This window comes from Komagataeibacter saccharivorans (genome assembly GCF_004348195.1).
Taxonomy (GTDB): domain Bacteria; phylum Pseudomonadota; class Alphaproteobacteria; order Acetobacterales; family Acetobacteraceae; genus Komagataeibacter; species Komagataeibacter saccharivorans.
This window is the reverse complement of the sequence record NZ_CP036404.1, coordinates 1,337,459-1,357,342: the sequence shown is the minus strand read 5'-3', so window position 1 is coordinate 1,357,342 and position 19,884 is coordinate 1,337,459. Positions and strand designations below refer to the sequence as shown.

At 61.9% G+C, this 19,884-nt stretch carries 17 protein-coding genes; 12 read left to right on the top strand and 5 right to left on the bottom strand.

Annotated features, from left to right (window positions below; translation table 11 throughout):
* From rplO to KSAC_RS06125, 12 genes are all read left to right on the top strand, one after another.
* A complete protein-coding gene (gene rplO, locus KSAC_RS06180) occupies positions 1-489 on the top strand; it encodes a 50S ribosomal protein L15 (protein WP_110546565.1) in 489 nt (162 codons plus the stop codon).
* Between the two features lie 158 nt (positions 490-647).
* Positions 648-1,997, top strand: coding sequence for a preprotein translocase subunit SecY (gene secY, locus KSAC_RS06175; protein ID WP_102323176.1), 1,350 nt, complete (start codon positions 648-650; stop codon positions 1,995-1,997).
* Entirely contained in the window at positions 1,994-2,653 is a 660-nt protein-coding gene (locus tag KSAC_RS06170) for an adenylate kinase (RefSeq protein WP_110546562.1), read from the top strand. Before secY ends, KSAC_RS06170 begins: the two co-directional genes overlap by 4 nt.
* Positions 2,654-2,883: 230 nt before the next feature.
* On the top strand, positions 2,884-3,261 hold the full coding sequence (gene rpsM, locus KSAC_RS06165) for a 30S ribosomal protein S13 (RefSeq protein WP_102323178.1): 378 nt from the start codon (positions 2,884-2,886) through the stop codon (positions 3,259-3,261).
* A 78-nt stretch (positions 3,262-3,339) separates the two neighbouring features.
* Positions 3,340-3,732 carry a 30S ribosomal protein S11 gene (gene rpsK, locus KSAC_RS06160; protein WP_003621069.1) on the top strand — a complete coding sequence of 131 codons (393 nt, stop codon included), beginning with the start codon at positions 3,340-3,342 and terminating at the stop codon, positions 3,730-3,732.
* A gap of 122 nt (positions 3,733-3,854) precedes the next feature.
* The gene (locus KSAC_RS06155; protein WP_007399646.1) at positions 3,855-4,874 is read left to right on the top strand and encodes a DNA-directed RNA polymerase subunit alpha; all 1,020 of its coding nucleotides are present in this window, start codon (positions 3,855-3,857) and stop codon (positions 4,872-4,874) included.
* A gap of 33 nt (positions 4,875-4,907) precedes the next feature.
* Positions 4,908-5,333, top strand: coding sequence for a 50S ribosomal protein L17 (gene rplQ, locus KSAC_RS06150; RefSeq protein WP_102323179.1), 426 nt, complete (start codon positions 4,908-4,910; stop codon positions 5,331-5,333).
* A 167-nt stretch (positions 5,334-5,500) separates the two neighbouring features.
* On the top strand, positions 5,501-6,541 hold the full coding sequence (locus KSAC_RS06145; protein WP_102324142.1) for an ABC transporter substrate-binding protein: 1,041 nt from the start codon (positions 5,501-5,503) through the stop codon (positions 6,539-6,541).
* On the top strand, positions 6,538-7,302 hold the full coding sequence (locus tag KSAC_RS06140) for an ABC transporter permease (RefSeq protein ID WP_110546559.1): 765 nt from the start codon (positions 6,538-6,540) through the stop codon (positions 7,300-7,302). Before KSAC_RS06145 ends, KSAC_RS06140 begins: the two co-directional genes overlap by 4 nt.
* Positions 7,299-8,126, top strand: coding sequence for an ABC transporter ATP-binding protein (locus KSAC_RS06135; protein WP_110546557.1), 828 nt, complete (start codon positions 7,299-7,301; stop codon positions 8,124-8,126). The genes KSAC_RS06140 and KSAC_RS06135 overlap by 4 nt, the downstream gene beginning before the upstream one ends.
* 109 nt (positions 8,127-8,235) lie before the next feature.
* Complete coding sequence (locus tag KSAC_RS06130; protein WP_102323182.1) at positions 8,236-8,493, top strand: CsbD family protein; 258 nt, start codon at positions 8,236-8,238, stop codon at positions 8,491-8,493.
* 62 nt (positions 8,494-8,555) lie between these two features.
* A complete protein-coding gene (locus KSAC_RS06125; RefSeq protein ID WP_102323183.1) occupies positions 8,556-8,735 on the top strand; it encodes a DUF1328 domain-containing protein in 180 nt (59 codons plus the stop codon).
* Between the two features lie 58 nt (positions 8,736-8,793).
* On the opposite strand, the gene KSAC_RS06120 is transcribed toward KSAC_RS06125, so the two are convergent.
* The 5 genes from KSAC_RS06120 to KSAC_RS06100 all read right to left on the bottom strand — a co-directional run bounded on the left by KSAC_RS06120 (position 8,794) and on the right by KSAC_RS06100 (position 19,755).
* The gene (locus tag KSAC_RS06120; RefSeq protein WP_102323184.1) at positions 8,794-10,362 is read right to left on the bottom strand and encodes an efflux transporter outer membrane subunit; all 1,569 of its coding nucleotides are present in this window, start codon (positions 10,360-10,362) and stop codon (positions 8,794-8,796) included.
* 5 nt (positions 10,363-10,367) lie between these two features.
* Complete coding sequence (locus KSAC_RS06115; RefSeq protein ID WP_102323185.1) at positions 10,368-13,664, bottom strand: efflux RND transporter permease subunit; 3,297 nt, start codon at positions 13,662-13,664, stop codon at positions 10,368-10,370.
* The gene (locus KSAC_RS06110; RefSeq protein ID WP_132304735.1) at positions 13,661-16,837 is read right to left on the bottom strand and encodes an efflux RND transporter permease subunit; all 3,177 of its coding nucleotides are present in this window, start codon (positions 16,835-16,837) and stop codon (positions 13,661-13,663) included. The genes KSAC_RS06115 and KSAC_RS06110 overlap by 4 nt, the downstream gene beginning before the upstream one ends.
* Before the next feature lie 70 nt (positions 16,838-16,907).
* Positions 16,908-18,155 (bottom strand): MdtA/MuxA family multidrug efflux RND transporter periplasmic adaptor subunit, encoded by a 1,248-nt coding sequence (locus tag KSAC_RS06105; RefSeq protein WP_132304733.1) that lies wholly within the window; start codon positions 18,153-18,155, stop codon positions 16,908-16,910.
* Positions 18,156-18,330: 175 nt separating this feature from the next.
* A complete protein-coding gene (locus KSAC_RS06100) occupies positions 18,331-19,755 on the bottom strand; it encodes an MFS transporter (RefSeq protein ID WP_243705326.1) in 1,425 nt (474 codons plus the stop codon).
* Between the last annotated feature and the right edge of the window lie 129 nt (positions 19,756-19,884).

Genomic DNA, 19,884 nt, shown 5'->3' with positions numbered 1-19,884 from the left:
ATGAACCTGAACGAATTACGTGACAACGAAGGCGCGCGTTATCGCAAGAAGCGCCTTGGTCGCGGCATCGGCTCTGGAAAGGGCAAGACATCCGGTAAGGGTGTCAAGGGTCAGAAGGCGCGTTCCGGCGTGTCGCTGAACGGTTTTGAAGGTGGTCAGCTGCCGATCTACCGTCGTCTGCCCAAGCGTGGATTCAAGAACATCTTCCGCAAGGAATATGCTGTCGTGAATCTGGGCGTGCTGGACAAGGCCATCACGGCTGGCAAGCTTGATGCCAAGTCGGTCGTGACGGAAGAAGTTCTGGCCGGTGCCGGCCTGATCGGCTCCGGACGTTTCGCCGGTATCCGCCTTCTGGCGGATGGTGAACTGAACCATGCCGTGACGATCGAAGTTGCCGGGGCTTCGGCTGCTGCCGTCGCCGCAGTCGAGAAGGCTGGCGGCAAGGTGCAGGTCAAGGCGCAGAAGCAGCAGGCTCCTGCCGCGGAATGACCGGTTCGGGGTACAGGCCCGTTCTGTTCCCGAAGCATAATAAAAGCGATGCTGCTTGCACTCGGCGGGCGCATCGCTTTATTACTTTTTGCGGTTTTTTTTATCATGACAGCGTCCCGCTTCCGGCGGCGGCGCTGTTCTTGTGAAAGGATGGGCGCATGGCCTCCGCGGCCGAACAGTTGGCTGCCAATCTGAATTTCAGTTCCTTCGCCAACGCGACGGAACTGAAGAAGCGTATCTGGTTCACACTGGGCGCGCTGATCGTATACCGGATTGGCACCTATATCCCCGTTCCTGGCGTCGATGCGACGGTTATGGGGCAGCTTCTGGCCCGGCATCAGGGCGGTATTCTGGGTATGTTCGATATGTTTACCGGTGGTGCGCTGGGGCGCATGACCGTGTTTGCATTGAATATCATGCCCTATATCAGTGCCTCGATCATCGTCCAGCTCATGTCGGCGGCAATCCCTTCCCTTGAAGCGCTGAAAAAGGAAGGTGAGGGTGGTCGACGCAAGCTGAACGAATACACCCGTTACCTGACGGTGGTGATTGCGCTGTTCCAGGCCTATGGCATCGCGATCGGGCTGGAGAACATGCATACGGAGGCTGGTTCCGCCGTTGTCTCCCCCGGGCTTTTCTTCATCGTGTCGTGCGTGCTGACCCTTGTGGGCGGGACCATGTTCCTGATGTGGCTGGGTGAACAGATTACCTCCCGCGGGGTGGGTAACGGGATCTCGCTGATCATCTTTGCCGGTATCGTGGCCAATCTGCCCAATGCGTTGGCAAGCCTGTTCCAGCTTGGTTATACGGGCGCGCTTTCGCCGTTCTTCGTGCTGGTGTTCCTGGTACTGGCGGCGATCACCATTGCCTTCATCGTGTTCATGGAACTCGCGCAGCGGCGGGTGATCATCCAGTACCCCAAGCGTCAGGTCGGTCAGCGGATGTTCGGTGGCGATTCGACCCATATGCCGCTGAAGGTGAATACGGCAGGATCGATTCCCCCGATTTTTGCGTCCTCGGTGCTGCTGATTCCCGTGACCATCGCGGGATTCGTCAATAACAGTTCCATGCCAGGCTGGCTTTCCTTCCTTGGGCAGGAACTGGGGCAGGGACAGCCGCTTTACATGCTGTTCTATGCGGCGATGATCGTGTTCTTCTCGTATTTCTATGCGGCGGTCACTTTCAACCCGCAGGAAACGGCGGAAAACCTGCGCAAGCAGGGCGGCTTCGTGCCTGGTATTCGTCCGGGGGCGAATACGGCCACATTCTTTGACCGGATCCTGACGCGCATCACGACGATCGGTGCACTGTATCTTGTCGCCGTCTGCCTGTTGCCGCAGATCCTGATCAGCCATTACAACGTGCCATTCTACTTTGGTGGCACCAGCCTGATCATCATCGTGACGGTGACGATCGATACGGTGACGCAGGTCCAGTCCCATCTGGTCGCGCATCAGTATCAGGGGCTTATGCGCCGGGGACGGGGCAGAAAGGGCAGAATGCGTTGAATATTATTTTTCTTGGGCCGCCGGGTGCCGGAAAGGGCACCCAGTCCAAGCGGCTGGAAGAACGGTACGGAATCGCCCAGATTTCGACAGGTGACATGCTGCGTGCGGAAGTCGCGGCCGGAAGCCCGCTGGGGCAGAAGGTCAAGACCATCATGGCGGAAGGCGGGCTGGTGCCCGATGACCTGATCATCGCCATGATTGAAAGCCGCATCCAGCAGCCCGACTGCGCCAGGGGCTTTATTCTGGATGGCTTCCCGCGCACCCGTGCGCAGGCGGAGGCACTGGACACCATGCTGGCGCGTAGCGGGCGGCATATCGACGCCGTGCTGCTGCTGGACGTGGATGAGGATGCTCTGGCCGACCGCATTGCCGGTCGTTACACCTGTGCCAGGTGCGGTGCAGGATATAATGACCTGTTCAAGCGACCGAAGGTCGAAGGGACATGCGATGTGTGTGGTGGCCACGAGTTCATCCGCCGGGAAGATGACCGGCGCGAAACCGTGGCGGCACGCCTGAAAACCTATCGGGAGCAGACCGCGCCGATCCTGCCTTATTACGAGGGGGAGAGGCGCCTGTACCGTGTGGATGGCATGGCCGATATTGATGCAGTGACCAAGGAAGTCTTCGCTGTCATCGATAGCATCACGAAAAAGTGATGTGAAATAATTGACTCGGATGGGGGCGCCGGTATATTGCGCGCCCTCAAGGTATGAGTGTCGTATGAGTCGGTCACGATGACATGACGGGTACGGCCTGAATGAATGATGATGGGGTTGGCCGGTTCTGAACCGGTATGTTCACGGCGCTCCTGCCACAAGGGCAGGTGGTGTGAAGCAGCCCTGCCTGAATGTTAGTGCCCCGAAGGGGCGGACGAGGAGTAAGTGGCGTGGCGCGTATTGCGGGCGTGAACATCCCAACCAACAAGCGGGTAACAATTGGCCTGCGTTATATCTATGGTATCGGGGCTACCAAGGCCCAGTCGATCTGCGATCAGCTGGCCATTCCGGCCGAGCGGCGCGTGAACGAACTGTCGGATGACGAGATCGGCAAGATCCGTGAACTGATCGACAGCGAGTACCGCGTTGAAGGTGATCTTCGTCGTGAAGTCGCGATGAACATCAAGCGCCTGATGGACCTTGGTTGCTATCGTGGTCTGCGTCACCGGCGTGGGCTGCCTGTCCATGGTCAGCGGACTCATACCAACGCCCGTACCCGCAAGGGTAAGGCCGTGGCTATTGCGGGCAAGAAGAAGGCAACCCGCTAATCAGCGGACTGCCCGGTATGTAGGCATGGGGCATTATCCGCCCCATGCACCGTTTGAACTGACAGGATCGAGAAAACTATGGCGAAAGCTGCGGCTCCGCGTATTCGCAAGAAAGAGCGGAAAAACATCATTTCCGGTGTGGCGCATGTGCTGTCCACATTCAACAACACCATGATCACCATCTCGGATGCGCAGGGCAATGCGATTGCCTGGTCTTCCGCTGGTGCTCAGGGCTTCAAGGGATCGCGCAAGTCCACGCCGTATGCGGCGCAGGTTGCGGCTGAGGACGCTGGCCGCAAGGCACGCGAACACGGCATGGAGACGCTGGAAATCGAGGTCTCCGGTCCGGGTTCGGGGCGTGAAAGCGCGCTGCGTGCCCTGCAGGCCGTCGGGTTCTCGATCACGGCCATCCGCGACATGACGCCGGTGCCGCATAACGGCTGCCGCCCGCGCAAGCGCCGTCGCGTCTGATCCGCATCAGTTGAGTCGTATTCCCCCGCATGCCCGGGGGAAGATTGTCATTCCGGTATCTCCATGCGGGATACCATCTGTCGCTGTAACAGGCGGCAGATCAGTCTTGAAAGGCCATTACCTTGGTCCTCCAGAAAAACTGGCAATCCCTGATCAAGCCGGAAAAGCTGGAAGTCGAACCGGGGGCGGAACCTTCACGTATTGCAACAGTTGTTGCGGAGCCGCTGGAACGCGGTTTTGGCATGACGCTGGGCAATGCGATTCGTCGGGTTCTGCTGTCGTCCCTGCAGGGGGCTGCGGTTACGGCAATCCAGATTGACGGCGTGCTGCATGAATTCTCGTCGGTGGCGGGTGTTCGTGAAGACGTGACCGATATCGTCCTCAACATCAAGCAGCTTGCCCTGCGGATGCATGGTGAGGGTCCGAAGCGCATGGTGCTGACGGCCACGGGGCCGGGTGAAGTGCGTGCCGGCCAGATCCAGACGGGCCATGACATCGAAGTCATGAACCCCGACCTGGTTATCTGCACCCTTGATGAAGGGGTGAAGTTCGGGATGGAATTCACCGTGAACATGGGCAAGGGCTATGTTCCGGCAGCGGCGAACCGCCCGGAAGATGCGCCGATTGGCCTGATCCCGGTCGATGCCATCTATTCCCCCGTGCGTCGCGTGTCCTACAAGGTGGAGCAGACCCGCGTGGGTCAGGTCACCGACTATGACCGCCTGCTGCTGACGGTCGAGACGAATGGCGCGGTGACGCCTGAAGATGCCGTGGCACTTGCCGCGCGTATCCTGCAGGATCAGCTTCAGCTGTTCATCAACTTCGACGAACCCCGCACGGTGCGTACGGAAGAGCCGCAGGATGACCTGCCGTTCAACCGCAACCTGCTGCGTAAGGTTGACGAGCTTGAGCTGTCGGTCCGTAGCGCGAACTGCCTGAAGAACGACAACATCGTCTATATCGGTGATCTGGTTCAGAAGACCGAGCAGGAGATGCTGCGCACCCCGAACTTCGGCCGCAAGTCGCTGAACGAGATCAAGGAAGTCCTGACCGCCATGGGACTTTCACTGGGTATGAATGTCCCGGCCTGGCCGCCGGAAAATATCGAAGATCTGGCAAAGAGGCTCGACGAGCCGTTCTGATCCTCCGAACCGGATAAAACAGGAAATTACATCATGCGTCACGGTGTTGCCGGCCGTAAGCTCGGCGTTACCTCGTCCCATCGACTGGCCATGTTTCGCAACATGGCTGTCGCCCTGATCAAGCACGAACAGATCACCACCACGCTGCCGAAGGCGAAAGAGCTGCGTCCGGTTGTGGAAAAGCTGATCACCCTTGGCAAGCGTGGCGATCTGCACGCCCGCCGCCTGGCTTTCGCCCAGCTGCGTGACGACAAGATCGTGTCCAAGCTGTTCGCGACGGTGGCCGAGCGCTACAAGACGCGGCAGGGTGGTTATACCCGCGTGCTGCGTGCCGGCATGCGCCACGGCGATGCGGCCGACATGGCCGTGATCGAACTGGTTGACCGCGACGTGTCCGCCAAAGGCCAGGACAGCGGCCCGCGTCCGGAAACGGCGCAGGAAGCAGACCTTGCTGCGTGAAGGATCTGATCCTTTCCAAAAAAGCCCGGCTTCGGTCGGGTTTTTTTGTGCCCTTTTTCAATCTAACATTTTTTTATCGTGATATAGATATTCAATCGTATTTGTGTATATTTTAAAAGAATACCGAGATGCAGGATTTAACCAGCATTGCAGACAGGGCTTCCGCCATGACAGGATTTTTAGGGCGTGTGTTGCGCCGCAGCTTTTACGCTTTCACCGCCGTGGTTGGTCTGTGCAGTGCGGCGCAGGCCGCGACCGTGCGGGTGGGCTATATTCCCGTTATCGGGTCGGCACCGCTTTTTGTCATGCAGGGCAAGAACTGGACGCGTGATGCGGGCATAGACATGCAGCTTGTGCGTTTCCAGTCAGGCCCGCAGGCCATTCAGGCACTGGTGTCGGGAAAGATCGATGCGTATGTGGCAGGGGTCCTGCCGCTACTTCAGGCGCGTGCCCATGGCGCAGATGTGAAGGTGGTGGCCAGTGCCGCGATTGAGGAACTGGAAGTCGTCTCGCGCGGTGCGCTGGCGGCCGGACTGCCTGAGCAGCCGCAGGCCCTGACCGCGGAAGCTGTCCGTCAGCGCTTTGCCGATTTCGCCGCCAAGGCTGGCCACCCCCCAAAACTTGCCGCCCAGCCGCTCGGCTCGGTGCCGGATACATTGCTGCGGTACTGGCTGAAGGTCCGCAACGGACTGGAACCAGCGCAGGCGGCTGACATCATCGGTATTGATATTGACGCCGCACAGCAGGCGTTTCTTGCGGGGGCGGTGGATGGCGCGATCCTGCGTGAACCTGCCCTGACCATTATCCGCCATCGTATGCCCGGCATGCGTGTTCTGGCGTCCGGACATGACCTGATGCCCGGCCAGCCGGGGTCCGTACTGGCGATCCTGAATGAAAACGCGCCGGACCGTGCGGCATGGAAAACCGCGTTCATCACCAGCTTCGTCAAGGCCACGCATCTGCTGGCTACAGACCCCGAACAGGTTGAACCCTATGTGCAGCAGGCACTGGGGGGCGGGATGCTGCCCAAGGAAATCATTATCGAGGCGCTGAAGGCATCGGCAGCCGGTTACGTGTCCGATCCGGCCCGTATCGTGGATGCGGTCAGCCAGTTGCAGGATTTCGAGGTGCAGGCCGGACTGCTACGCAAGGCCGAACCAGTTGATGCGCTGTTTGATCTGGAAAGTTACAGGCAGATCGCACAGTGACCCTGCGCCGTTCCGTTCTGCTACGGCCCCTGCTGGGGGCCGTGGGTCTTGTCGTGCTGTTTGGTGGCTGGGAGGCCGCGATCCGTCTGGGCTGGGTTCCCTTCGGCCTGCTGCCGGCACCTTCCAGTCTTGGGCCGGCATGGCTGGACGAACTGCGTAGCGGGGCGTGGATACAGGCCATCAGGGACAGCCTGACGCATTACCTCAGTGGCCTGCTGATCGGGTCTGTAACGGGGGCGGTGCTGGGGCTGCTCTGTGGTGCGGTGCCGCTACTGGATGGGCTGCTGTCGGGCGTAGTGCGCGTATTGCGGCCGATCCCGGGGCTGGCATGGGTGCCGTTCGCCATCCTGTGGTTCGGTCTCAATACGGCGGGGGCGACATTTGTTATCGCCATTTCGGTATTCTGGATCAATTTTTATGCAGCCTACGGGGCGGTGCAGGCAATTGATCCCGATCTGTATGAAGTGGCTGCTTCCTTCGGTCATGGCGGCTTCTGGGGACGGCTGCGGACGGTGGTGATCCCCGCTTCCGCCCCCGGCCTGCTGGCGGGGCTGCGCACGGGGCTGGGGCAGGCATGGATGTCCGTCGTGGCGGCCGAACTGTTTGGTGTGCCGGGTATCGGCGCGCGGATGATGCAGGCATCCAGCCTGCTGGCGACCGATCTGGTGGTGGTCTATATGCTGACCATGGCGCTGCTTTACGCCGTGACCGATACGCTGTTCATGCTGGTGCGCAGGCGGTTGCTGGGCTGGCAGGGATGAGTGGCGGGGAAACAGGGAACAGGGCGGAAGCAGGCAACGTGACGGACAGCGTAGTAAGGCTGGAGAATATCGGGCTGTCGCATGACCATGGACGCAGCTTTATCCTGCGGCATGTGGATCTTGAAATCCGGCGTGGGGAATTCGTGGCCCTGCTCGGGCCATCCGGCGTGGGCAAGTCCACCCTGCTGCGGGTGATAATGGGACTGGTGCGCCCGACCGAGGGACAGGTCCATTTACACTCCACCCCCGTTGCGGCGCACAGACCGGCGGCCATGGTGTTTCAGGATGCCAAGCTCATGCCGTGGCGTAGCGTACGGCGCAATGTGGAACTGGGGCTTGAGGGGCTGGGGCTGAATGCGGCCCGGCGGCGTGAGCGCGCCATGGCGGCGCTGGAACTCGTGGGGCTGGGCGACAAGGCGGACAGATGGCCCCGCCAGCTTTCAGGCGGCCAGCGGCAGCGCGTTGGTGTCGCCCGTGCGCTGACGGTCGAACCGGACCTGCTGCTGATGGATGAACCCTTTGGCGCGCTGGATGCGATTACCCGCACCGGATTGCAGGAAGAACTGCTGCGTATTCATGCCCGCACCCATGGCACCGTACTGTTCGTGACCCACGATCTGGATGAGGCGCTTATCCTTGCTGACCGGATCATTATCCTTGAGGGACATCCGGCGGGCCTGCGTGGGGATTTCCGCGTTGGTCCCCGCCCGCGCGACAATTCTGCGCCCGGCATGCGCGCCATGGCGGAGCGGATGCGCCAGCTTATCGCGGGGGAAGATGATCCCGGCGAGGTTGCGGCCTATTGGCAGGCATCCGAGATATGATAAGTCTGCCTGATCGCCTGGCCCGCCGCGTGCGGGCCTGACAGGCATTGGTAGCGGGAGCGGGGAGACACGCGCTGCCCCCGCGCAGTGGCAAAAGGGAATACAGAGCATGACGAATCCCTCCAATCTCGAAGCGCACCTGGAAGAAGGCGTCGGTCGCCTTCAGGACGGTCTGGATGGCTTTATCGGGGATTCCGGCACCCCGCTGTCAGGGCGCATGCATAATGCCGGTGGCATGGCGCAGCAGGGGCTGGGCGAAATCTGCGATACCGTGCGCGATTTCACGGCGGACCGCCCGCTGGTGGCGCTGCTGGGCGCATCCTTTCTGGGCTTTGTGGCCAGCCTGTTCATCCGGCGCCGGCGTTAAAACGCAACGGACCGGCTACCGGGGCGTTGTAACCCCATGACTGATTTGCGGGGAAGAAAGCCATGCTGAAACTGGCGCTGTTTTTTTTGATTGTTTCATTGGTTGCCGGTCTGTTCGGCTTTAGTGGCATTTCCGCCGTTTCGGCAGGAATGGCAAAAATTCTGTTCTTTATCGCCATTCTGGCATTTGTGATCGTGGCGCTCATCATCCTGTTTTCAGCCAAGTCGCTATTCAACAACTAGCCGCTGGCCCGAAACGGAAAACCCCCTGCATCATCCGGTGCAGGGGGTTTTTTCATGCCTACTGGTTGGTGTCTTTCTGGATGAAGGCCGGGAGGAAGGGATTATCCTTCTGGAGCGATTTCTTGCTCGGCAGGCGTGACGCATCCCAGCCGCCGCCAAGGGCCTGCACAAGACTGACACTGTCCACCATGCGCTGCTGCTGGATACCCAGCAGGGTTTCGGCATCGCTCAGGGCCGAGTTTTCGTTGGTGATGACGGTCGTATAGATTTCGGTGCCAGCCTGGTACTGGTTAAGCGAGACTTCGACCGTGCGGTTGGCGAAATCCAGCGCCTTCTGCTGCTGTATGGCCTGCTGCGACAGGATGCGCAGGTTGGAAAGCTGGTCTTCCGTATTCTGCAGCGCCGTCAGCACGGTCTGGCGATATGTGGCCACCGCGCTGTCGTACTGGGCGTTGGCTTCATGCACGGCGGCGGTACGTGATCCGCCTTCAAACAGCACTTCCGTCGCCGATGCGCCAAGTGACCAGACACGGTTCATGGCCTGCATGAGGGAGGTCACGGGATCGCCGCCACTTTGTGAATAGCTGGCATTGATGGTGACGTCGGGAAAGAATGCGGCCATGTCCGCGCCAATCATGGCGTTGTATTCTTCCATGGTGCGTTCGGCGGACGCTATGTCCGGGCGGCGTTGCAGCAGGTCGGCGGGAACCGTGACAGGGATGGGCGGCACCGTGCGCGACAGTTCGGCGGGCGCGATCGAGACATCGGCAGGCGGCTTGCCGATCAGCACCGCAATCGCATGTTCGTACTGCGCGCGGTTGATGCCAGCCTGCACCAGCGATGCCCGGTTCTGTTCCAGCGTGGTGCGCGCCTGCAGCACCGCCGTCGGGTCCGCCGTACCCGCATCGAACTGGTTCTGCGTTATTTCGAGAGCCTGTTCATTAAAACGGACATAACGTTGCAACAGGTCGGTCAGGCTGTCCTGATAGCGCAGGTTGAAATAGGCCGTGGCCAGTTGTGCCTGATAGGACAGGGTTGCATTGGCCAGATCGGCTGCGCTGGCCTGTGCCGCCGTAACCTGTTCCTGCACCTGCCGGCGGATCTTGCCCCACAGGTCCAGATCCCAGCTTGCGCTGGGTCCGATGTCGTAGGTGTTGTACGTGCTGCCGGCCTTGGCGTAATTGCTGCCCGATGATGACAGCGATCCGGCGCCATGCCCGTTGCGGTTGAAGCCCAGACTGCCGCTTATGGTGGGGAAAAGCTGGGCGCGGACACTGTCGATCATCGCGCGGGCGTTACGGTAGCTGGCTTCGTACTGCTTGATGTTCTGGTTGGAAATCGCAACCTGCGATTCCAGCCCGTTCAGCACCGGGTCGTTATAGATGGTCCACCAGTCATGCTTGGGCAGCGCCGCCATCTGCGGCTGTGCCATTTCCCATCCCGCTTCGGGGCGCAGTTCCTTGAAACGGGGGGAAACGATCGCGGCGGGACGATGGTATTTCGGCCCCACCATGCAGCCGGTCAGCACGACCAGCGGCAAGGCGGCCAGCGCCAGACGACGTGCCCCGCGGCGGGTGCGGGAGGGACGGATACCGGCTTGCGCGGGGGATGGCGGAAAGAAAGTCATCCGGTTCAGGAATCCTGCTGGGGGGAAAGACGATGGCGTCGGGACAGCCGCCCATACAGCCGGTTGAAACGCGTGCGGCACACTATCCCCAGATGGTCGAGGTAGAGATAGACAACCGGCGTTGTATAAAGTGTCAGCGCCTGACTGACGAGCAGCCCGCCCACAATCGCAATACCCAGCGGACGACGCAGTTCGGAACCGTAGCCGTGGCCGAAAATCAGCGGCAGCGCCCCAAGGGCGGCGGCAAAGGTGGTCATCATGATCGGGCGGAAGCGTAGCATGCAGGCGGTGCGGATGGCGTCCAGCGGGGTATGTCCCTCATCACGTTCGACGGTCAGGGCGAAGTCCACCAGCATGATCGCGTTTTTCTTGACGATGCCGATCAGCAGGATCACCCCGATCATGGCGATAAGGGAAAATTCCTCCCCAAAGACCTGAAGTGCGAGCAGCGCGCCAACCCCGGCCGAAGGCAGGGTGGACAGGATGGTCAGCGGGTGGACATAGCTTTCATACAGGATGCCCAGCGTCATGTACACCGCCGCCAGCGCCGCCAGGATCAGCAACGGTTCGTTATTGACCGATTTCTGGAACTGGGCGGCATTCCCCGCGAAACTGCCCTGAATGTTGGCGGGCATGTGCAGGCGCACCGTCTCCTCATTGATGATCTGCACTGCCTGACTGAGTGATACGCCATTGGCCAGATTGAACGAGATCGTGCTGGAGACGGACTGCCCCGAATGGTTGACGCTCAGTGCGGTCAGCGTGGGCTTGATGACGGAAACCAGCGTAAGCGGCACCATTTCCTCGGAATTGGTCGAGACGGCGGAACCCGTGGACGCGCTGTTGCCACCCGCCAGCGTATTGGCGACCTGATTGCGGAAGGACTGGGCGCTTAGCTGCGATGCCGTGGTGCCGGTGTCGGTGCGCACCCGGATGGTGTTCGACTGCGTGCCACCGCCCGCCGAACCGCCCGCGACACTGACCCAGACCTGCTTGAGCGTGGTCGGATCCTGCCAGAAGCGCGGTTCGACTTCCATCACCACACGATACTGGTTCAGCGCATTGTAGATGACCGAGGCCGAACGCTGGCCATAGGCATCATACAGGGTATTGGAAACAAGCTGAGGCGTGATGTTGAGGCGGCTGGACGTATCGCGGTCCACCATCACATCCAGCGCCGAACCGCCCTGCAATACATCCGATGAGATATCGGTCAGTTCATGATGCTTCTGCAGCATCGTGACCAGTTGTGGTGTCCATTCATACAGGTCGCGCGCGGAATCGGACTGGAGCGAATACTGGTATGCCGCGTTGCTCTGCCGTCCGCCCATGCGTAGCTGTCCGGGGGCGGAGGCATAGAACTGCGCCCCCACCATATGGCGCAGCCGCCGGGAAATACGGGCGATCGTCACCGCCGGTGGGTCGGAGCGTTCGGATTTGTCCTTCAGCACCACGAACAGGTTGGCCTGATTCGACGTGCCGCGACCGCCCATGAAGCCCATGACGCGCGATACGTCCCTGTCCGCCATGATCGCCTGCTGAACCGTCTGGATCTTGCCCTGCATGGCCTGGAACGAAATGGACTGGTCGCCCTGCAGATGTCCCATCAGCATGCCGGTATCGGAATCCGGGAACAGGCCCTTGGGCATCTTGATGAACAGCCCGACCATGATGGCGATGGTCAGCGGCAGGGACAGGATGGTCAGCCGCCGGTGCGTGATCGCCCATTCCAGCGACCGGGCATAGCCCTGCTGGGCATGCGCCAGCGCCTGTTCCAGCCACAGCCAGATGCGCCCGAAGCCGGTAGGGCTGGGGGCCGCTTCGTGCTGGCGCAGCAGGCGGGCCGTCATCATGGGGGTAAGCGAAAGCGACAGCAGCATGGAAATGACGATGGTGATCGACATCGTCATGGCGAATTCATGGAACAGGCGTCCCGCCACGCCGCTCAGCAGCAGGATCGGCAGGAACACCGCAATCAGCGATACCGTGATGGACAGCACCGTAAACGCTACTTCGCGTGTGCCCAGCAGTGTTGCCTGCAGGCGGTCCATGCCCGCTTCCATGTGGCGGCTTATGTTTTCCACCACCACGATCGCATCATCCACCACGAAGCCGGTCGAGACCGTCAGCGCCATGAGCGACAGGTTATCGAGCGAGTAGCCCATGAGCTTCATCGCGCCGAAGGTGGTGATGATGGACGTCGGCACAACGATTGCGGGAATGATGGTGATGCGTGGCGAGCGCAGGAACAGCAGCACAACCAGCACCACAAGCGCCACGGACAGGAACAGCGTGAACTGCGTGTCCGCCAGCGCGGCGCGGATGGTGATGGACCGGTCCATAAGGTCACTCAGGTCCACATCACGGGGCAGGGCGGCGCGCAGGATGGGCAGCTTGGCGCGGATCTGGTCGTTGGTGTTGATGATATTGGCGCCAGCCTGCGCGAAGATGACGGCCAGAACCGCCGGGCCGCCATCCACGTAACCGGCATTGCGCACGTCTTCCACGCTGTCGCGCACATAGGCCACGTCCGCCAGCCGCACGGGGCGGCTGTCATGATAGGCCACGATCAGGTCACGATAGGCCTGCGCGTTATGGACCTGATCGTTGGTGGCCAGCACGAAGCGGCTGTCGCCCTGATCGACAAAACCTTTCGGCGTATGCGCGTTGGCCGAGGCGAGGGCCGCGCGGATATCCTCGAACCCGATGCCGAATTTATACAGTGCCAGCGGGTTCATCTCCACCCGCACCGCAGGCAGTGAACTGCCCCCGATCTCGACCTCGCCCACGCCCTGTATCTGCGAAAGATGCTGCTGCAGGACATTGGACGCCAGATCGTAAAGCTGGGGGGCGGTGCGCGTGCGTGATGTCAGCGCCAGGATCATCACCGGCGCGCCATTGGGGTTGGCCTTGAAGTAACTCGGGTTCTGCCGCAGCGAGGACGGCAGGTCGGCATGCGCGGCCTGAAGGGCGGCTTCCACATCGCGCGCGGCGCCGTTGATGTCGCGGGTCAGGGCGAACTGCAGGGTGATGCGTGCCTGATTGGCCGATGACTGCGATGTCATTTCCGTCAGGTCGGCAATCGCACCCAGATGTCGCTCCAGGGGGGCAGCGACGGAACTGGCGATTTCCTCCGGCGAGCCGCCAGCCTGCCGGGCCTGCACCTGTATGACCGGGAAGTCGACATTGGGCAGGTCCGCCACCGGCAGCGTAAGATAGCCGATCACCCCCCCCAGCAGCAGCGCCACCGTCAGCAGGACAGTGGCAACCGGCCTTCGTACGAAAAAGGAGAGGGGGTTCATGCGGAGGCCTGCGGTCCGGGCAGGCCATCAGTGTCATTGCTACCGGCCCCGCCGAAGCGCCGCGTCAGTTTCTGGCTGATCCCGTCCATAAGCAGGTAGATCACCGGCGTCGTGAACAGCGTCAGCAACTGGCTGACCAGCAGCCCGCCCACAATGGCGATACCCAGCGGGCGGCGCAGTTCCGACCCGGTGCCGGTGCCCAGCATCATCGGCACCGCACCCAGCATGGCGGCCAGCGTGGTCATGAGGATGGGACGGAAACGCAGCATGGCGGCATGACGGATGGAATTGATGGACGACATGCCTTCAACCCGTTCGGCCTCCAGCGCGAAGTCGATCATCATGATGGCGTTTTTCTTGACAATGCCGATCAGCAGCACAAGCCCGATGATGCCCATGACATCCAGCCCCGAACCCGTAATCCATAGCGCCAGCAGCGCCCCGATCCCGGCGGAGGGCAGGGTGGACAGGATGGTGATGGGGTGGACGAAGCTTTCATACAGGATGCCCAGAACGATATAGACCGCCACCAGTGCCGCCAGAACCAGCCATGCCTCGTTGGAAAGCGAACTGCGGAATGCCGCCGCCGTGCCCTGGAACGAGGTCTGGAAGCTTGATGGCAGGTGGATGTCCTTCGCCGCGCGTTCGATCGCATCCGTCGCATCACCCAGCGCATAGCCCGGCCGCACGTTGAACGAGACCGTAGTGGCCGGGAACTGTCCCACATGGGTAATCAGCAGCGGGGCCGTGTCCTGCGTTACGTGGGTAACGGTCGCCAGCGGCACCAGCCCCGATGTGGGCGAGCGCGTCGGGCCGGAGGTGCTCTCCCCCGCATTGCCACTGATGCCCGGCAGGTAGATCTGCGCCAGAGACGCCATGTTCTGCTGGAAGGCAGGATCTGCCTCCAGAATCACGCGGTACTGATTGGACTGCGTGAAGATGGTCGAGATCTGGCGCTGGCCAAAACTGTCATACAGCACGTTGTCGATGGTCTGGGGCGTGATGGAGTACCGCGCCCCCGTGGTCCGGTCCAGATCGACATGCGCCACCAGCCCTTCGGCCTGCAGGTCGGAGGTGACGTCCGACAGGGCCTTTTCCTGCTGAAGGCGGGCGATGAATTTGGGCACCCATGTCGTGAACTGGTTGTAATCGGGGTTTTCCAGCAGGAACTGGTACTGGGTCGCCGCGACCGACGTATCAAGGGAGAGATCCTGCACCGGCTGCACGAACAGTTCAGCCCCGGCTATGTCTGCCGTTTCGGCGCGCAGGCGGGTGGCGACTTCCTGCGCGGTGGCGCTGCGGCTGGCCTCGGGCTTGAGGTTGATGAGGAAACGCCCCTGATTGAGGGTGACGTTCTGCCCGTCCACCCCAACGAAGGACGACAGGCTGCTGACATCGGGATCGCTGAGGATACGTTCGGCCAGTTCCTGCTGGTGGCGTTTCATCGCGGTGAAGGACGTGGACTGCGCCATGACCGAAATGCCCTGGATCACGCCCGTATCCTGCACGGGAAAGAAGCCCTTGGGTATGACCACCGCCAGCACGCCGGTCAGCGCCAGTGTCGCGGCAAATACCGCCAGCGTCAGCCGCTGGTGGCGCAGCACCACGTCCAGCGCCCGCCCGTAGGCGGCGATGGTGCTGGTGGTCCAGCGTTCCACCGCCTGTGACCATGCGGGTTCGGTCCGTCTGTCAGCGCGTTCATGCAGCAGGCGCGCGCACATCATGGGCACCAGCGTAAGCGAGACCACGGCGGACAGGATGATGGTGACGGCCAGCGTCATGGCGAATTCGTGGAACAGGCGTCCCACCACATCGCCCATGAACAGGAGCGGGATCAGCACCGCGATGAGCGAGACGGTAAGCGAGATGATGGTGAACCCGATTTCGCCGGCCCCCTTCAGGGCCGCTTCCATGCGGCTGTCACCCATTTCGATGTAGCGGGCGATGTTCTCGATCATGACGATGGCGTCATCCACCACGAAGCCGGTGGAAATGGTGAGCGCCATGAGCGAGAGATTATCGAGGGAGAAGCCGAACAGGTACATCACCGCCAGCGTGCCCACCAGCGACAGCGGCACCGACAGGCTGGGAATGAGTGTCGCGGGCACGTTGCGCAGGAAGACGAAAATCACGCCCACCACCAGCACAAGCGCCAGCCCCAGTTCGAATTCGACATCCGCCACCGATGCGCGGATGGTCGTGGTCCGGTCCGTAAGCGGCGTGATGGTGATGCCCGGCGGCAGCGACTGCTGCAGGCGCGGCAGGGCGTATTTGATGTTGTCCACCACCGAGATCACGTTGGCGCCCGGCTGGCGCTGTACGTTCATGATGAGGGCGGGGGTGCGGTTCGCCCATGCGGCCAGTTCGGTATTCTCCGGCCCGACCACCACGCTCGCCACGTCACGGATGCGCACCGGCCCGTTGTTCTGGTAGGCGATGACCTGATTGAGCAACTGCTCCGCGCCCGAAATCTGCCCGTCGATACGCAGCGTCGTCGCACGCCTGGGGCCGTCGAACGTGCCGGTGGGGGAATTGACGTTCACGTTGCCGATGGTCGTGCGCAGCGTATCAAGATCGACGCCGAAGGATGTCAGCTTGGGAATGTTGACCCGCACGCGCAGCGCCTTGCGGTTCCCGCCCGACAGCGTGACCAGCCCCACGCCCGAAATCTGGCTGATCTTTTCCGCAAGCCGCGTATCGACGTAATCCTCGACCTCGGTCAGCGGCATGGTCTGCGATGAAATGCCCAGCGTCATGACCGGCGTATCGGCAGGATTGACCTTGGCATAGACCGGCGGCGCGGGCAGATCGGTCGGCAGCAGGGAATTGGCCTCGTTTATCGCGGCCTGCACTTCCTGCTCCGCGATGTCCATGGTCATGTCCAGACCGAAGCGCAGCGTAATGACCGACGCCCCGCCGGAGGAGCGTGAGGTCATCTGCTCAAGCCCCGACATTTCGCCCAGTTGCGTTTCCAGCGGCGCGGTAACGGATGTCGCCATCACGTCCGGGCTGGCGCCGGGATAGAAGGTCTGGACCGTGATGGTGGGGTATTCAACTTCCGGCAGCGCGGAAACCGGCAGGAAATGGTAACCCAGCAGCCCCGCCAGCAGGATGGCCAGCATGAGCAGCGTGGTGGCGACCGGGCGGCGGATAAACAGGCGGGACGGATTCACGCGGCAATCTCCGGCGGCAGGCAGGGCAGTCGTTCAGTCGGGGGGAGGATGGGCGTGGATACGCGCACGTCTAGCCCTTCTGCCCCTGCGGGGCGCCGGTGGCCGGTGTGGCTGTGGCATCGCCCGGCTGCGGGATGGAAACTTTTACGCCATCGCGCAGGTGGTCGACCCCGTCGGTCACGACGCGCTCGCCTTCCTTCACGCCGTCCGTCACCACGGTCATGGAATCACTGGCATGGCCGACCTTGACGTTGCGGACCTCCACAGTGCTGTCGGCGCGCACGACATATACGAACTGGCCGTTCGGGCCGGTCTGCAACGCATTGGTCGGCACCAGCAGCACATCATGATCTGTATTGACCAGCAGGCGCGCATTGACGAACTGGTTGGGGAACAGCTCTTCCTGCGAATTGGGGAAGATGGCGCGCATGCGCACCGTACCGGTCGATGTGTCGATTTGGCTGTCCAGCACGCTGACCTGCCCGGTCGCGATATGGGTAAGGTTGCTGCTGTCCCACGCATCGACGGGCAGCGGCGTGCCCGTGCGCAGGCGGGCGGCCACCGGCCCGATATCATTTTCCGGCAGGGTGAAGATGACCGATATCGGCTGCATCTGCGTCAGGATCACCAGCCCGTTGGTCTGGCCGGCCGTGATGTAATTGCCCATGTCCACCTGACGGATGCCCACACGGCCATCCACCGGGGCCAGGATGTGGCAGTAGGTGATCTGCAGCTTTTCGTTGTCCACCAGCGCCTGATCGGCCTTTACGGTGCCTTCAAGCTGTTCGACCTTGTACTGCTGGTCTTTCGCCGTCATCGCGGCGACGCTGTTCTGGCGGATCAGGCGCTGATAGCGGGCATTGTCCACGCGGGCAGCGGCAAGCTGGGCCTGATCCTGCTCAAGCTGGCCCTGATACTGCGCCAGCAGGACTTCATACGGGCGGGTATCGATCAGGGCCAGAAGGTCGCCCTTGTGCACATGCTGCCCTTCGGTGAACAGGACCTGCATGAGATAGCCATCAATACGCGACTGCACCGTCACGTTGGTGATCGGCACCACCGTGCCCAGTTCCGTCAGGATCACGGGCATGTCGCCCTTGCCCACGGTTGCGACCGCAACCGGCTGGTCGCTCGTGCGTGCGTGTTTGGTCGTGGTGGTGTGGGGGCGCAGGAATGCGACGGCAAGGACGACCGCCAGCGCCCCGCCGGCCAGATAGATCAGCCGGCGGCCATGGCGTGGCCGGGGCGCGGGGGGCGTGCTGTCCGCAGGGGGCGTACTGTTCGTCGGCGGAGTGGTCGAGGAGGAAGATGTAGCCATGCGGTCGGTTTTCTGCCTGCTATCGTGGGGGCGTCCAGTCTGAACAAACCGGGCCATGTGGAGGACTGTGGTTTCAGATCGACTTTGTCAGAAGGTTAACATGGGGGTGAGGTGTACGAAGTTATTGAATGTAACATCATAAAGACATGGCGGAATGTAAAAACCACCTAATGTTTCAAGGCCGGTCCTTTTTTCCGTCCGTTCCGTCATGACCGCTTACGGCAGCCCCCGCATTGGCTGAAAGCCGCAGCAGGACGGGCAGCGCCATTATCGCAATCACGCCACACACCACGAATGTAAGGCTGTAATCCGCTGCCTGCCACCGCACCGGCAGCGCCACCTGACCGAAGGCCAGGCAGCCCGCGGCGACGCATATGCCCAGCGTCAGCATCACCTGCTGGCAGGTGGCATACAGGCTGGTCGCGGCACTCATCCGCGCGGGCGCCATGTCGGCATAGGCCACGGTGTTGTAACCCGTGTAAAGAAGGGTCTGCCCCACGCCGTTCAGGCCCAGCAGGACCAGCAGCCAGACCAGTGGCGCACCGGGCCGGAACAGGGCAAGCAGCAGGCAGATGCACGGTAGTACAAGGCTGGTCGCGCACATGACCGTGCGGAACCCGCGCCCCCGATAGATGCCCGGCGCGGCAAAGCGCATGGCCAGCGCGCCAACCGGCGCGATGAAGGTGATCAGCCCGCTTTGCGCTGCGCTGATGCCAAAACGTGTCTGGAGCAGGGAAGGGATAAGGAAGATGACCCCTGCCGTCGCGATGCGCGTCAGTCCCCCCGCAATGACCGAAACGCGGAAAGTGGAAACCCGCAGCAGGGTCAGGTCAAGCACCGGATGGGTCATGCCCCGCGCATGGCGCACATACGCCACCCCGCCAAGAGGCGCCAGCAGCAGCAGGCCAACGGCCAGCGGGCGCGGAAAGCCCGGGCGGGTCAGCATTTCCATGCCAAATATCAGCCCCGCCAGCGCGGTGCTGGACAGGATATTTCCCCGCAGGTCAAAGGGCGGTGGCGCACTGGCGCGAAAATGGGGAATGAACCGTCCCGTAAGGGCGATCGCCACCAGCCCCAGTGGAATGTTGATGTAGAAGATCCATCGCCATGACAGGTAAGTGGTCAGGAAACCGCCCAGAACGGGGCCGGACATGGGGCCGATGGTCGCGGGCAGCATGACCCATGCCATGACCGACAGCAGTTCCGATTTCGGCACGCTGCGCAGGATCACAAGTCGCCCCACCGGCACCATCATCGCACCACCCGCCCCCTGCACCAGCCGCGCCAGCGCCAGTACCGGCAGGCTGGACGCCCATGCGCACAGCAGCGATCCGGACAGGAACAGCATGATGGCGCAGCGTAGCGTGGCCCGGCTGCCAAAGCGTTCCGCCATATGGCCCGATGCGGGAATGAGGGCTGCAAGGCCAAGCATGTACAGCGTCAGCGCGATGCTGGTCTGGGGAATATCGACGTGGAAGTCGCCCGCCATGGCAGGCAGCGCGGTGATCAGGGCCGTGCCGTCAAGCTGTTCCATCATCATGAGGCTGGCCACGATCAGCGCCATGAGGCGCTTGCGGGTAGTGGACAGCGGCGGCGCCATGTTCTGGGGGGCGGTGGGGGAATGTGGAGGAGGCGGTCGTCAAGGGGGGCATGATGATGCATGATAGCCGGTACGGAACCGTATGCGCCATTGCTGCGTTATACGTCGATGTTGCCCACCTGTGCTGTT